This window comes from Acidobacteriota bacterium, assembly GCA_038040445.1.
GTDB classification, from domain to species: Bacteria; Acidobacteriota; Blastocatellia; order UBA7656; family UBA7656; genus Onstottus_A; species Onstottus_A frigus.
This window is the reverse complement of the sequence record JBBPIG010000008.1, coordinates 196,543-210,118: the sequence shown is the minus strand read 5'-3', so window position 1 is coordinate 210,118 and position 13,576 is coordinate 196,543. Positions and strand designations below refer to the sequence as shown.

Genomic DNA, 13,576 nt, shown 5'->3' with positions numbered 1-13,576 from the left:
ACTTCACTGCTTGATTACTGCTTCGATCAACTCGATGCGTTGGACGGGCGCTTCACCGTTGCGAGCCGCCTTCTCGATCAGCTCAATCGTCTCGAAGCCAACAACCACCTTGCCGAAGATCGAGTACTTGCCATCGAGGTGCGGCGCCGGGCCTAGCACGATGAAGAAGGAAGTCTCCGCCGAATCGGGGTCGCTTGTTCGCGCCATCGACAAGACGCCGCGAATGTGAAGCGCCGTCCGGCTGAACTCCCCCTTCAGCTTGTGTACCCATTTGTCCGCGGGGTGCGGTTTGTTGTCGGCGCGCGTCGATCCGGCGCCGCCTTGAATGACGAAACCCGGCACGATGCGCTGAAACGCCGTATGGTCGTACCATCCGCTTTCGACGAGTTTCAAAAAGTTGCGCACATGTTCGGGAGCAAGCCCGGGGTCCATCTCGAGCGTCATTTCGCCGAGACTCGTTCGTAGCAAAACTTCTCTACGCATCTGGTCGACAGATGCGTCTTTGAAGGGTTCGAGCTTCTTGGGTTCGATCTTGACGCTGATGATTCTCACAGGGGTGACCGTCAACCCATTGCTGTCAGTTGGCGCGAGTGAGATCCGATCCACAACGTCGATTCCTTCGGTGACCTGACCGAAAGCTGAGAACTGCCCGTCGAGCTGAGGCTGAGGCGACGAGCAAATAAAGAACTGGGCGCCGCCGCTGTTCGCTTGTCCCGGAATGCGAACGGTCGAAACGGTGCCCCGAACATGCTTGATGTCGCTAAACTCATCGGCGATCTGATTCAAGCCTCCGGTACCCCAACGCTCGCGCGCCGTTTGTGTATCTTTGAGCAGCGGGTCTCCGCCTTGAATGATTCCACGCTGGATCACGCGGTGAAACGCCGAACCGTCGTAAGAACCGTTGCGCGCACGCTTGATGAACTGCTGCGTGTGCTTGAGAGCCTTGGCGGAGAAGAACTCAAAGCGAATCACGCCGGCATCGGTGGTGATGACGGCTTCGAGCTGAGCCGCTTCTTCAGCGGTAGTCTCAGGTTGACTCGGTTGTGCATCCCGTTTTTTCTGCTGGGCTATAGCAGAAGCGCCGAGAACCAAGAGAGCCAGGCAAAGCAGTAACCCTGGGTGCGTGATACTTTTCATGACCTGCTATTTATATAAACTCAGCGGTGCTCGCACAAGCGCGATAGGTTGCGCACGATAGTCTGCTGATTCAATCAACTCCAGTCACCGCGCCAAGCGTCGGGCCGATCTCGAGGTTGAGCACCAGATCCGCCAGATAATCGAGATCCGTCGCTTCGCGGTTGAGTATCACCAGTCGCGCGCGGTTCTGCTTGGCCACTGCCGGAAATGACGCCGCGGGATAGACGACGAGTGATGACCCGATCGCCAGAAACAGATCGCAGCTCTTTGACTCCGCCTGCGCGCGCCGCATTGCCTCGACCGGCATAGGCTGACCAAACGAAATCGTCGCGCTCTTGATGAAGCTTCCGCACTCACAAACCGGAGGCTCTTCGGCGATCTGAAACTCAGCGAATACGTCTGACAGTTCGTAACGCTTCGAGCACTCGAGGCAAGCTGCGTAGGTGCCGTTGCCGTGAAGCTCGATGACCTGTTCATCGGGGACGCCCGATCGCTGGTGCAAGCCATCGATGTTCTGAGTGATCACGCTCGAGACTCGTCCCTGTGCGACGAGCTGAGCAATAGCCCGGTGGCCGCGGTTTGGCTCCGCTTGAGAGATAGACTTGTCGACGGCCATCTTTCGCCGCCACGTTTCCCGGCGCGCTTCGTCCGATGACATAAACTCGCGAAAGTCGATTGGTTGGTATTTAGTCCAGATGCCGCCCGGACTGCGAAAGTCGGGGATCCCCGATTCGGTGCTGATGCCGGCGCCGGTGAAGACGACGGCTCGCTTGCTTGCGGCAAGCATTTTTTTCAGTTCGTCGATAAGAGATTGCTCGTTGGACATGTCATCGAAGCGGAAGGGCATGGAGTTCAGCCTTCAGGCTGGCTGTGTCAGCAACAACCAGGCTAAAGCCTGAACTCCATGCCCTTGGAGAACTCGTCGTGCCTCGGGTAATCCCCTCACGCCCTCTGGCCGCGAGTGCGCCAGACCCAACCGAACTGGGTGTTGCTCGGACGAGGCGCCTGCTGGTACTCCTCTCTCATTTCGGCGATCTTGTCGGTCTGAATCGCCTTGCGCTGGGCTTTCACGTCAATCTTGTAAATCCGCGCTGCGTTCAACCCGAATATCTTCGCTTTGATCTCAGGCGTGAGCTTCTTGTAGCCGAACTTCTCTGCGACGTCATCACGAATCTGGAATCGGCGCAGCCGCTCGATCTGTGATTGCGGGCTGCCGCCCCAGATCGAGTCGGTGCCCCAGATTATTCGATCTTCTCCGCCCGGAAGATTCATCACCTGTCCGAGGAAGTGCATCGCCGGCACATCGGGTCCGCCGAATCCGCCCGAAAGCCCCTGCCACGTGCTGCCCACTTCGAAGTAGACGTTCTGCAGATTGTTGCGCTTGACTATGTCGATCAGCTCGGAGCACCACGGGATGTACTGAGGCCCGGCCTCGGCCCCTTCGCGCCGCCGTCCGCCGCCTGCCGTGGGATTCCAACCCGAGTGGTAGATGATGAAGTTGAGATCGGGAAAATCTTTGGCGACCTTTTCGACGTCCTTCGGGTGACAGTGTTCCTCGTTGAACAACCCGAGCGGCAGCCCCTTGTGAATGCAGATATTCTTGACGCCGAGTTTCTTGCTGCGCTCCCAGAATGGATAAGTGGCTTTTTCATCGTCGAGCCAGTAGGCGCCGTCTCCGATCACCGAGCCGGGATACATCTTCCACGAATCGATCTTGAGCGTCTTCACCTGCCGCTCCATCTCTTCAAGCTCGGACTTGCCCATATTGGGACGCAGCAGCCCATGGCTTAGCATGCGTTGCGATTTGCCGGCCATCTGGTTGATGTCATTGCGAGTCTTGACCATCTTATCGGGCGGCAGAATGTTCTCGCGCCACTCGGCGGTGGGCACCCCGCTGATGATCGCCATCATGGTGTCGCTGTCCATGAACATCTCTTTGATGTAATGCGATTCATTGAGCAACGCCAATCGCTCGGCGGTTGAGCCGGCTTGCGGGCGGAAGTTCCGAAGGAAGTCGGCGGCTTGCTTGCCCGCCTCGCTCGCCTCGAACCAGCGGCTTTCGACATCCACGTGATGGGTTTGATTGTCGAAGATGAATTCGTTCTTCGGCCATTTTTCGGCGAAGGCCGCCGGATCGAGCGCTTCAACCGGATCGACCTCATAAGTCTTTCCGAAGACCTCGTTGTAAGCGAGCATCGCTACGGCCATACCGCCGGTGCTCTGCAGGAAGCTGCGCCGCGATATACCGAGAGTCTTCGCGCATCGATCTGACATTTCAACAATGCGCGCTTCCCAGCGCTGCTGCTGGGGTGACTGCGGCGGCGGAATGAACTCTTCGTTTGAAACGATCTCGGTGGGTATGGGAGATTGAATGGGCTTATCTTCATCGGCGAAACACTTGCGAGTCCACATAGGTTTTCCTTTCAGCTGACGCAGTCAGCCAATGACTGAAACAGAATCGTAATGCAGGCGAAGGCCCGCCTATTTCAACAAGGTGCTCAAGCTGTTCACGTGACCTTGAACGCTACTGCTTCTTTGCCTCATGACGCAAGCCGCAGGAGGAGAGAGTAGTGGCTACCGTTTTTCTTCCGACGCGATTCGTTGCTTCAACGTCGCGCCCAACTTCAAAATGCGAGGGATGCGTTCCATACCCCCTCTGGCATCCGTCTGGTGCACCAACTCTGAGATTAAGTGACGAATCTCTTTGCGACGTTGAATAAGTTCGGTGTTCGCGCGGCCCTTCGCTTCCAGCCGGTGAAGCCCGTCGCCCAGATCATCGGCCAGCGCAAGCATCTCCTGAAACGTGCGCGGCAACTGCGGCAGGTACTCCAGACCGTGACAGCCGGCGCAGAACTGCGGCCAGCGAAACGATTCTGAAGCCGCGCCGATGCCGTGCACGCCGTGACATTCGACACAATCGAGCCGCCGCACATTCGGCCGAGCCGCGAAGTGACGGCTGTTCTTGAAGAACTCGAGCGGTTGCCGGTGACACCGGCCGCACATCTCCAAAGTCGCGCTCGTGTCCGGTCTCGCGATGAAGCGACCCGCGTGAGCCTGGAGCTTTTCCGCTTGCGAAGCGTCGCCGCCGTGGCAGCCCTCGCAACCGATATTCATCTTGCCGTGTGTGCTGGTTTGATAAATGGAAACAACCTGGCCTGCTCTCTCCTTCTCACGGCTATGGCAGGCGATGCATTTGTCGTCGCTTTGCGCGGTGGCTGGAGTTTCGATGCCGATGACCGCCCCGCCGGCCAAGCACAGCCATAAGCAACAGACGATCCTCGATAGCGTTTGCTGCGGCGAACCGTTCCGTATCATTTGCTCGATTCTCGGCGCCTATTCAATGTCCAGCGAGAAACGCCTTCGTCGACCTGCGACGCCAGGTTTATACCACGCTTAGACCCGCACCGGTATCGGATTCGGCGCGGGGTAGTGTCCTAATCTTGTGTTGATATTTGCGGTGCCCTGGCGCACGACCGATGACGGGCGACGGAATATTTGGACTGCGGCGGCCTGCGTTGCCGCCGTTTTTGGTTATCGCCCACGAAACGACACAAAGCGGTGGCAACGCAAAGACGCCACCGCAGTCCAAATACGCGGTCGCCCAATAGTGTCCTAGTCGCCCAACACAAGATTAGGACACTACTCGGCGCTGTGCTATTCGAAGGCAAAGATGGCTTTCTCACCACCGTTGTAAGAGCGCCGCGTGTCTGATACCATCGCCGCGTTGCCCTGAAGTGCGGCTAAGAAAGCCATCTCGCGAACAGACCGTGGAGGTGTTTGATGAACGTTCCCAGCGTCGCCATAAACTCGTATCGCTCGGTGCTCTCTCTCGGTGCGTTCGGCCTTTTGCTTTTGGTGTTTTGGGTGAGCCCGGTCTCATCATCGGGTGGTGCCCAGGCCGAAAGCCTGTTCACTGCCGCGCAGGCTGCGAGAGGCAGCGCTGTCTACGCCAAACAATGCGCCTTTTGTCACGGGCAGGGTCTGGAAGGGGCGACATCAACACCGCTGGCTGGCTCGCGCTTCATGATCAAATGGGGTGACGGCAAACACACGGTTGACGATCTGCATTTTGTCATCCGATCGCAGATGCCGTACGGAGCAGCGGGCACGCTGACCAACCAGCAGTATGCGGAGGTTGTTGCGTTCATACTCCAAAGCAACGGCTACCGAGCCGGCAGCAAAGCGCTGGTGGCAAACTCGCCTTCGCTGAAACGGACGACGATAGCCGCTCAGGGCGGCGCCGACAGGCCGGACTTCGCGAGTAAGATGGGCGACGCCGCGCCGGCCAGGGAATCAGCCGCCGGAACATCTCGCGCGCCGGGCGGCAAACCTACGCAAGCGGAGTTGAACTCGGCTCAAGCCGCCACGACTGATTGGTTGATGTCCAATCACGACTACGGCGGCCAGCGATTCGTGGACCTCAAACAGATCAATCGCCAGAACGCCGCGTCGCTCAGACCTGTCGCTATGTATCAGGCAGCAGACATGAACGCGTTCCACACCAATCCTGTCGTATCCGGCGGGCTGATGTACATCACGGTTAAGGATTCGACGATGGCGCTCGACGCGACGACATTGAAAGTTCGATGGCGCCACGACCGCAGGCCAAAAGGTAAAGAGGGTTGGCCGCTGAATCGCGGCGTCGCGATCAAGGACGGGATGGTGATTCGAGGAACGCACGACGGTTACCTCATCGCGCTTGACGCCGCTACGGGCAAGTTGATTTGGGACCGCGCTCTTGTCGATATGACAAAGAACGAGGGCGGCTTCACCATGGCGCCCGTTGTGTTCGAAGACCTGATTCTCATCGGTCCCGCGGGAAGCGAGCTTGGCGTGAAGGGCTGGGTCGGCGCTTTCAAGTTGTCTAACGGCGAACAGGTCTGGAGATTCAACACCGTGCCCGACGATGGCGAGCCCGGCTCGGAGACCTGGGAGAAAGCCGACGCGAAACTCAAAGGTGGAGGCGCGGTTTGGGCGCCGCTGTCGCTCGATGTCGAGCAGGGACTGGTATACGTCCCGGTCGCCAATCCGGCGCCGGATTTCTACGGCGAAGCGCGGCCCGGTAAGAACCTGTACACCTGCTCGATGGTTGCCTTGGACGTTCGCACCGGCAAGCTGAAATGGTTTTATCAACTTGTTCCTCACGATCTGCACGACTGGGACACGACTCAGGTTAGCCCTCTTTTCACTACGACGATTGCGGGTAAGACTCGACGGCTGGTTGCGACTGTGGGAAAGGACGGCTTGTTACACGTTCTCGATCGCGAGACTCACCAGCAGGTTTACGAGGTGCCGGTGACTACGCGGTTGAACACCGACTTGCCGCTTACCCGCGAAGGAGTTCGCGCGTGTCCGGGGGTGCTGGGCGGCGTGCAGTGGAACGGCCCGGCGTTCAACCCCGGCACGAACATGCTCTACGTCAACGCGGTCGATTGGTGCGGGACGTTCAACAAGGCCGACGAGGCTCGTTACGTTGAAGGCCAGTTCTACATGGGCGGTGGGGTGCGAGCCGATCCTCCCGACAAATCGCGCGGCTGGCTGACCGCAGTCGATGCGTCGACCGGAGCAGTTCGATGGAAGTATGAGTCTCCGAGGCCGCTGCTCGCGGCAGTGACAACGACCTCTGCGAATCTGATCTTCACCGGCGAGCTGCTGGGCGACTTCATGGCGCTCGATGGAAAGACTGGCGAGGTGCTTTATCGATTCAACACGGGCGGGCGGATGAACGGCGGGGTGGTGACGTACGCGATCAACGGCAAGCAGTACGTTGCGGTAGCCACGGGTGCGGCAAACGCGTTCTGGGCGGTGCCGCCAGGTTCGGCTACGATCATCGTTTTCGCGCTGCCGAATGATTCGGCTTCGCAATGATCTGAGGACGCTGGCTCGAGTGATATCCGCGCGATTCGGTCGAATCAGTGTCAGCCGTGGTCTATGCAGCGCTGGAATTACGACTCATGGACCACCGATGACGCGGCGTTGACGGGTTCGCACCGATTTCGTTTTCATTGGAACGCTAGCGAAGCGGCTGTTACAAGTCACTAGATTATCTTTGAAACCGTTAAGAACTGAGTATTCTTCTCACCTTCCAAAAAAGTGAATCTGCGAATTCTGTCATTCGCTCTATCGTTCGTAATCGTGGCTCTAGTCAGTCCGTGCGCTTCGACCGGCGTCGCGCCGCTCACTCTGCCAGGCGCGCGGGTTGTCGCGCCCGATCGTGAGTGTGCCGGGAACACTGACTTCCGGATCGGTAGCGGCATCTACGACATCACCGGTCCAGCCTCAGGCCTCGGGATGATGGGATACGGGCAGGTGGGTCAGCGTACTCGAGGAATCCATTTTCGGCTGTGGTCGCGGGCCTTTGTCATCGAGAGTCCCTGTAACGGAAAGCGAGTTGTTTTCGTCAGCGCCGACCTGGGGCAACTCTTTCAAGGGGTCAAGCAACAAGTTGTCGAAAGGCTTCGATACAAATATGGAAACCTGTACTGCGATAAGAACGTTGTCCTCAGCGCAACTCATAACCACGCCGGTCCTGGCGGGTTCTCCCACTACGCGCTGTACAACTTGACCATCCTTGGCTTTGATCGGCAAAACTTCAAGACAATCGTCGACGGCGTTTATCAGTCTATCGTTCGAGCCCACGAGGACTTGGCGCCCGGGACAATTCGTATCGCACGCGGTGATCTACTTGATGCGAGCCGCAATCGATCCCGGGAAGCTTACGAGAAAAACCCGCGTTCAGAGCGCGAACGCTACGCATACGATACTGACAAACAGATGACGCTGTTAAAGTTTGTCCGTTCCGATCGAGAGGCCGGACTGATCAACTGGTTTCCCGTCCATTGCACCTCGATGCACAACGACAACCGTCTGATTAGCGGAGATAACAAGGGCTACGCCGCGTACCTTTTCGAGCGGTTGAAGACTGCGGATTACTGTCCTCACACCTTCGTGGCTGCATTCGCGCAAAGCAACGAAGGTGACGTGACACCGAACGTCTGCGGAGATGCCGACGGCGGCGGTGTGAACGACGTCGATAGCACGAGGATTTCCGGAGAGAAGCAATATAACAACGCATTAAGACTCTACTGCGACCCGACCGCTCAATTGCTCTCTGGAGGCGTAGACTACCGTCACGCATATAGAAAGATGGACGCGGTCGAGGTTATGCCTCAGTACACTGACGGCTTCAGCCATCGCACTTGCACGGCGGCGCTTGGATTCAAAATGATAGCCGGCGCAGCAGACGGCCCGGGTATAGGTTGGCTGGGAAGGGCTTGCGATGAACACAAATTCCTGTGGTTCATCTGCAAGAAGCTCCACTCGGACTGTCAGTGCGAGAAACCGATCATAGCGGAGATCGGGTCGAAGAAACCGTTTCCGTGGTCACCGCCGGTCCTGCCGATACAACTTGCGAGAATCGGCAACCTCGTCATCATCGCCGTGCCTGGTGAGTTCACGACAATGGCGGGGCGGCGGCTAATCAATACAGTGATGGCCCAACTTGCGCATGCGGGCGTCGAGTATGCGGTCATCGCCGGTCTATCGAATGCCTACGCCGGTTACGTCACAACGCGCGAAGAATACGCCAAACAACTCTATGAGGGAGCGTCTACGCATTTTGGTCCGTGGACACTCGCAGCCTATCAACAAGAGTTTGACCGGTTGGCCCTAGCGCTTCGCAATGGGGACTCCGTAGATCCCGGCCCACCTCCACTCGATCTTCGACACGAACAACGCGCGGCGCCGGTTCATACCAGTGAGTGGAAGCCGCTGTGGAAACACTTTGGAGATGTTCACCGAGACACCAACGCCGCCTATCAGCCCGGACAAACTGTAAACGTGTCCTTTTGGGCGGGACACCCGCGGAATGATCTGAAGATTCAGGATACGTATTTGATGGTTCAGCGCCAGGATGGGTCTTCGTGGGTTACCGTGGCTCGTGACCGGGATTGGGAAACTCGATTCATATGGCGAAGGTCTCTGCTCGGATCACTCGCGACTGTCGAATGGACGATCCCACCGGGAACGCGGCCGGGTGTCTACCGAATTCGGCACGACGGAGCCTCGAGGTCGCACGGTACGGTAGTTCCGTATTCTGGATTGTCGAGAACGTTCACTGTTGGGTCACCGTGAAAGCCTAACTGAACCTCACTCCAGTTTACGCACCGGAATCTCATTTTGGGGGCGGAACTGCCCAGCTTCTCGGATGGCCTCTTTGTCGATGCTGTCGTTCCACTCTTCGATGATTGTCTCCCAGGCCATGCCGCTAGCGACTTGTTCCAGCACATCTTCAAACAGCACCCGCGTTACCGCGAAAGGTCGGCTTGCCGTGACAGATTCGTGGATCGCTCAAGGTGTGCCGACCAATCAACTGCGCTCTCTTCCGGTCTTTCATGTTACTTGGGGGATGGTATTACAAGATCCTTGCAGATTTTCTTCGCGAGGACATCACTTATCTCGTTGTGCCTGGGTACCGCTGACCGTCGGTTCATCGTGGGATTTTGCCACCAGGAGTGACGCTTGCCCTCGCGGAGCAATTCACAGCCGTGAGCATTCAGATGGTGAACCAGTTTACTTCGCTTCATACAGCGATTGGTTCTTCCTGGTAGTCCCCTCCGGCCGCCGCGATTGCGTCCTGTCGATTAAGTTCAAGCGCCTCTCGCAGCGTTATGTGGAGCGTCTCAATCAGCTCATCGCGCGAGGCTTCCTGGCAGTTCACTCCGGGAACTTCTTCTATCCAACCAATCCACCAATCGCCATCCTGCTTTATTACGGCTTTGTATTCACTGCTCATCGTAACTCCTCTCGCGACCTGTATGACCCTGTGACTTCGCATAGCATAGCAGATTTTGGCGGCAGTAGTTACGAACTCATCTATCCCACCGCATCCTTCCAGAGAGGATCGCGTAGCGCTCGACGCAGAACTTTTCCCACGGCGCTCTTGGGTATCTGCTCGATGAAGCGAACCGACTTGGGAACCTTGTAACTCGCCAACCGCTTGCGAGTGAACTCGATCAACTCACCTTCGGTGGCCGTTTTTCCTGATCGCAAGACGACGAACGCAGTCACCGCTTCTACCCATTTCTCGTGCGGAGCACCGACAACCGCGCACTCGAGCACCGACGCATGAGCCAACAACGCATCTTCGACTTCCCGAGGGTACACGTTGTAGCCGCCGGTGATGATCATGTCCGACGTGCGGTCCACCAGATAAAGAAACCCGGCTTCATCAAAGCGTCCGACGTCGCGAGTCCGAAGCCATCCTCCCTCGACAAACATCGCGTCATTCAGATCAGGCGCGTTGAAGTAGCCCGCCATCGCAAACGGCGCGCGAAGAGCAATCTCGCCTTGCTCACCCGGCGCCACGTCGTCGCCCTTGTCGTCAATCAATCGGATTTCGCAATCCACCGAAGGCCGGCCGCAAGCTAACAGCCGCCGATCAGCCCACGGCCCAACGTGATCTTCTTTGTCGAGCCTGGTGATAAACAGCGGCGCTTCAGTCTGGCCGTAGTACTGCACAAAGCGAGGACCCCAAAGCTCAAGCGCTCGTTTGATGACCGGCAGCGGCATCGGCGATGCGCCGTAGACAATCGTTCTGACCGTCGGCATTTCCGCCTTCTCGATATCCGAGTGAGCCAACAACATCGCGAGCATGGTCGGCACGAGGTGTATCGAAGTCACGCGCCAACGAGCGATTGCATTCAGAAACTCGGCCGGTTCAAATCGCGCTAGAACGGCAGTCGTTGCGCCCTTCATCCAGTAGGGCAGCATGAAACAACCGCTCGCATGAAACAGCGATGCCGCGTGGAGCATCACGTCATCGGGTCCAATGTCCGGCAGGTTAATCGAGGTGTTGTTGCACACCGCCGCGTAAGTGGCCTGGGTGTGCTCGGCTGCTTTTAGTCGCCCGGTTGTGCCGGAGGTGAACACCGTCAAAATAACGTCGTCGGGTTCTGCTGGAGTTTGCGGATCATTTTTCGGAGCGGACAATGCTTCTACGAGCAAGTCCGCACCGCAGCGGGTTGAACCCAGGCCGAGCATCGTCAGGCCCGCGACGCGCGCGGCCAGAGCCTCGGCCCGGTCGGCCAGCTCCGCATCGTAAATCACGACTCTCGCGCCTATCTCGCGCAACATATGCTCGTGCTCGTCCATCGAGAGGCGCGCGTTCAACGGCGTGCGCGCGGCGCCCGCTTTAATGCAGGCGAAATCAACAGGCATGCTGTTGAGACTGTTGTTGGCGAGTATCGCCAGTCGAGAACCGCGTTGGATGCCGCCGCGCGCAAGAACGTGCGCGAAACGATTTGAGAGTTGATCGACCTCGGCGAAAGTGAGCGATTTGTCTTCGAACAGCACAGCGGTTCGGTCGGGGAAGTAACGCGCCCCGCGGCGAATGAGTTCAACGGTCAGCATTTCGACTCCTTGTTCGACGTCAAACCAAACAAGCGTTCAGAGTACCGACTTTAGTCGGCTTCTCTCTCGGCATGCAGCAAAGTACTGGTGACGCAAGATAGCCGACTAAAGTCGGTACTCTGAACGTCCCTTGCACGCGCTTTGACGTAGTTCGGATTCGGATTATACTACCGCCCGGCAAATAGTCACGGAGAGCAGTGGCGTCCATTGCGTGGGCAGAGAAAACATGAATGTTCGTAGTCCCGCCTTCAGGCGGAAGTTTGTAAAGCTCGCGACAACCCTCTTTCTTAGCTGAAGCGAGGAGATACAAACTTCCGTCTGAAGACGGGACTACAAACATCCCAGGAGTTATCAATGGCAACACCAGAAAGAGAGATCCCAAACCAGCGAACCGCCGAGGGCGATTGGAAGCACCTCTTCTCCTATCACGCGTTCGCGCCAGCACTCGAGCGCGCCGAAGGCATATACCTCTACGACACTGACGGCAATCGCTACATTGACGCGTCGGGCGGTCCGATTGCGATGAACATAGCGCACGGCGACCGTCGTGTCATCGAAGCCATCACTCGACAAGCCGAGAAGTACGCTTACTGTCATCCCGCGCTTTCCAATCAACCGCGCGCCGATGTCTGTGCCCGAATCGCGCGCCTCGCGCCCGGCAATCTCAACACCACCTATCTGTGCTCGGGCGGCTCGGAAGCGGTCGAGACCGCGATCAAGATCGCCCGCCAGTATCACCTCGCTCGCGGCCACGAGCAGAAGAACGTCGTGATCGGGACCTGGGATAGCTATCACGGAATGTCGCTAGGCGCGTTGTCAGTCGCGGGCGGGCCGGGCTTTCGCAAGCCGTTTCTTCCGATGCTCGCGAACTGGCCTCACGTTCGGCACTACCGCAACCCGAAGGAACGTCCCGAGGGAATGAGCGAAGTAGACTGGGCGCTTCAATGCGCACGTGAGCTCGAAGAGACGATCTACTTCGTCGGGCCCGAGCAGGTATCGGCTTTCATCGCGACTCCGGTCGGCGCCGGCAAAGACTATGGCCTGATGCCGCCCGCCGAGTACTGGCAAGCGGTCCGCGAAATCTGTGATCGCTACGATGTGTTGTTGATCGCCGACGAAGTAGTAACCGGCTTTGGCCGCACTGGCCGCTGGTTCGCGATGGAGCACTTCGGCGTGCAAGCGGATATCATGACCACGGCAAAAGGAATCTCCGGGCTTTATGTCCCGATGGGCGCGGTGACCGTTAGCGACGAAGTGAACGAGCCGTTCGCGGCCGGCGAAACTTTCGTTCACGGCTTCACGAACATGGGTCACCCGCTGGCATGCGCCGCGAGTCTCGCGGTCTTGGACATCCTCGAGAAAGACAAGCTGGTCGAGAACAGCGCCACAGTCGGAGCTTACCTACACTCAAACGCGGAACGCTTTCTCGCGCGCCGCACGATCGCCGAGGCGCGCGGCAAAGGTTTGCTGATGGTGTTAGAGCTAGTACGCGACAAGGACACGATGGAGTGGTTTCCGCCCGAGGCTAACGCTGATGAGAAGTTCCAGGCAATTGGTTTAAAGAACGGTCTTGCCTTTTATATGTCGTTGTACGGCCCTCGTCGCCCCGGAGCCTTGAAGCGAGGAATGCCGATCTTCATCGCGCCGCCGCTGTGCATCACTCGCGAGCAGGTTGATGATTTGATGGACAGGTTGGATCAAACGCTCGGGGAGTGGGAATCGTCGATGGGGATCTAGCGATTTCGATGGTCGATGACGAACTCCTTGAAGTCATTTGCTACGATGCCTCTGATGTCCAGACGCAAAAACCTGGCAATAAAACACACTCCGAGCTTCGACGCCCCTGATATTAGGGGCCGAGTCAACGGGGTCTTAGTTTCCCGTGCAGGCACGGTGTACTGCGCCGGAACGCCGAGCCTCAGCGGAGACGGTAGAACTTGGCGTGTCCCCATTCTCTACGCAACTCCCGGATTCGTCGCTGGTCAAGTGGATATCGAGCACGCCGTCTTGAACGGAAATGTAGATCGAA

Annotated in this window: 12 protein-coding genes; 3 read left to right on the top strand and 9 right to left on the bottom strand. The window is 57.8% G+C overall.

Annotated features, from left to right (window positions below; genetic code table 11):
* Nucleotides 1-3: 3 nt before the first annotated feature.
* From AABO57_11395 to AABO57_11380, 4 genes are all read right to left on the bottom strand, one after another.
* A complete protein-coding gene (locus AABO57_11395; protein MEK6286336.1) occupies nt 4-1,137 on the bottom strand; it encodes a peptidylprolyl isomerase in 1,134 nt (377 codons plus the stop codon).
* A gap of 70 nt (nt 1,138-1,207) precedes the next feature.
* On the bottom strand, nt 1,208-1,984 hold the full coding sequence (locus AABO57_11390) for a Sir2 family NAD-dependent protein deacetylase (protein ID MEK6286335.1): 777 nt from the start codon (nt 1,982-1,984) through the stop codon (nt 1,208-1,210).
* A 95-nt stretch (nt 1,985-2,079) separates the two neighbouring features.
* Nucleotides 2,080-3,549: an amidohydrolase family protein gene (locus AABO57_11385; protein ID MEK6286334.1), complete on the bottom strand. Its 1,470-nt coding sequence runs from the start codon at nt 3,547-3,549 to the stop codon at nt 2,080-2,082.
* Nucleotides 3,550-3,711: 162 nt separating this feature from the next.
* Nucleotides 3,712-4,452 (bottom strand): cytochrome c3 family protein, encoded by a 741-nt coding sequence (locus AABO57_11380; protein ID MEK6286333.1) that lies wholly within the window; start codon nt 4,450-4,452, stop codon nt 3,712-3,714.
* A 465-nt stretch (nt 4,453-4,917) separates the two neighbouring features.
* On the opposite strand from AABO57_11380, the gene AABO57_11375 reads away from it, so the two are divergent.
* The gene (locus AABO57_11375; GenBank protein MEK6286332.1) at nt 4,918-7,005 is read left to right on the top strand and encodes a PQQ-binding-like beta-propeller repeat protein; all 2,088 of its coding nucleotides are present in this window, start codon (nt 4,918-4,920) and stop codon (nt 7,003-7,005) included.
* A 225-nt stretch (nt 7,006-7,230) separates the two neighbouring features.
* A complete protein-coding gene (locus AABO57_11370; GenBank protein ID MEK6286331.1) occupies nt 7,231-9,270 on the top strand; it encodes a neutral/alkaline non-lysosomal ceramidase N-terminal domain-containing protein in 2,040 nt (679 codons plus the stop codon).
* Between the two features lie 15 nt (nt 9,271-9,285).
* Here AABO57_11370 and AABO57_11365 read toward each other — a convergent pair whose 3' ends face one another.
* The 4 genes from AABO57_11365 to AABO57_11350 all read right to left on the bottom strand — a co-directional run bounded on the left by AABO57_11365 (nt 9,286) and on the right by AABO57_11350 (nt 11,547).
* Entirely contained in the window at nt 9,286-9,438 is a 153-nt protein-coding gene (locus AABO57_11365) for a hypothetical protein (GenBank protein MEK6286330.1), read from the bottom strand.
* 95 nt (nt 9,439-9,533) lie between these two features.
* A complete protein-coding gene (locus AABO57_11360) occupies nt 9,534-9,722 on the bottom strand; it encodes a type II toxin-antitoxin system HicA family toxin (protein ID MEK6286329.1) in 189 nt (62 codons plus the stop codon).
* Nucleotides 9,719-9,931 carry a type II toxin-antitoxin system HicB family antitoxin gene (locus AABO57_11355; GenBank protein ID MEK6286328.1) on the bottom strand — a complete coding sequence of 71 codons (213 nt, stop codon included), beginning with the start codon at nt 9,929-9,931 and terminating at the stop codon, nt 9,719-9,721. Before AABO57_11355 ends, AABO57_11360 begins: the two co-directional genes overlap by 4 nt.
* Nucleotides 9,932-10,011: 80 nt before the next feature.
* Nucleotides 10,012-11,547 carry an AMP-binding protein gene (locus AABO57_11350; GenBank protein ID MEK6286327.1) on the bottom strand — a complete coding sequence of 512 codons (1,536 nt, stop codon included), beginning with the start codon at nt 11,545-11,547 and terminating at the stop codon, nt 10,012-10,014.
* A 354-nt stretch (nt 11,548-11,901) separates the two neighbouring features.
* On the opposite strand from AABO57_11350, the gene AABO57_11345 reads away from it, so the two are divergent.
* Nucleotides 11,902-13,284 carry an aspartate aminotransferase family protein gene (locus AABO57_11345; GenBank protein MEK6286326.1) on the top strand — a complete coding sequence of 461 codons (1,383 nt, stop codon included), beginning with the start codon at nt 11,902-11,904 and terminating at the stop codon, nt 13,282-13,284.
* On the opposite strand, the gene AABO57_11340 is transcribed toward AABO57_11345, so the two are convergent.
* On the bottom strand, nt 13,281-13,499 hold the full coding sequence (locus AABO57_11340) for a hypothetical protein (GenBank protein MEK6286325.1): 219 nt from the start codon (nt 13,497-13,499) through the stop codon (nt 13,281-13,283). The two genes, AABO57_11345 and AABO57_11340, sit on opposite strands and share 4 nt — an antisense overlap.
* Nucleotides 13,500-13,576: the final 77 nt, after the last annotated feature.

Coding starts and splice junctions, on each gene's coding strand:
- AABO57_11395 (MEK6286336.1), bottom strand. CDS start 1,137: ATGAAAAGTATCACGCACCCAGGGTTACTGCTTTGCCTGGCTCTCTTG.
- AABO57_11390 (MEK6286335.1), bottom strand. CDS start 1,984: ATGCCCTTCCGCTTCGATGACATGTCCAACGAGCAATCTCTTATCGAC.
- AABO57_11385 (MEK6286334.1), bottom strand. CDS start 3,549: ATGTGGACTCGCAAGTGTTTCGCCGATGAAGATAAGCCCATTCAATCT.
- AABO57_11380 (MEK6286333.1), bottom strand. CDS start 4,452: ATGATACGGAACGGTTCGCCGCAGCAAACGCTATCGAGGATCGTCTGT.
- AABO57_11375 (MEK6286332.1), top strand. CDS start 4,918: ATGAACGTTCCCAGCGTCGCCATAAACTCGTATCGCTCGGTGCTCTCT.
- AABO57_11360 (MEK6286329.1), bottom strand. CDS start 9,722: ATGAAGCGAAGTAAACTGGTTCACCATCTGAATGCTCACGGCTGTGAA.
- AABO57_11355 (MEK6286328.1), bottom strand. CDS start 9,931: ATGAGCAGTGAATACAAAGCCGTAATAAAGCAGGATGGCGATTGGTGG.
- AABO57_11350 (MEK6286327.1), bottom strand. CDS start 11,547: ATGCTGACCGTTGAACTCATTCGCCGCGGGGCGCGTTACTTCCCCGAC.
- AABO57_11345 (MEK6286326.1), top strand. CDS start 11,902: ATGGCAACACCAGAAAGAGAGATCCCAAACCAGCGAACCGCCGAGGGC.
- AABO57_11340 (MEK6286325.1), bottom strand. CDS start 13,499: ATGGGGACACGCCAAGTTCTACCGTCTCCGCTGAGGCTCGGCGTTCCG.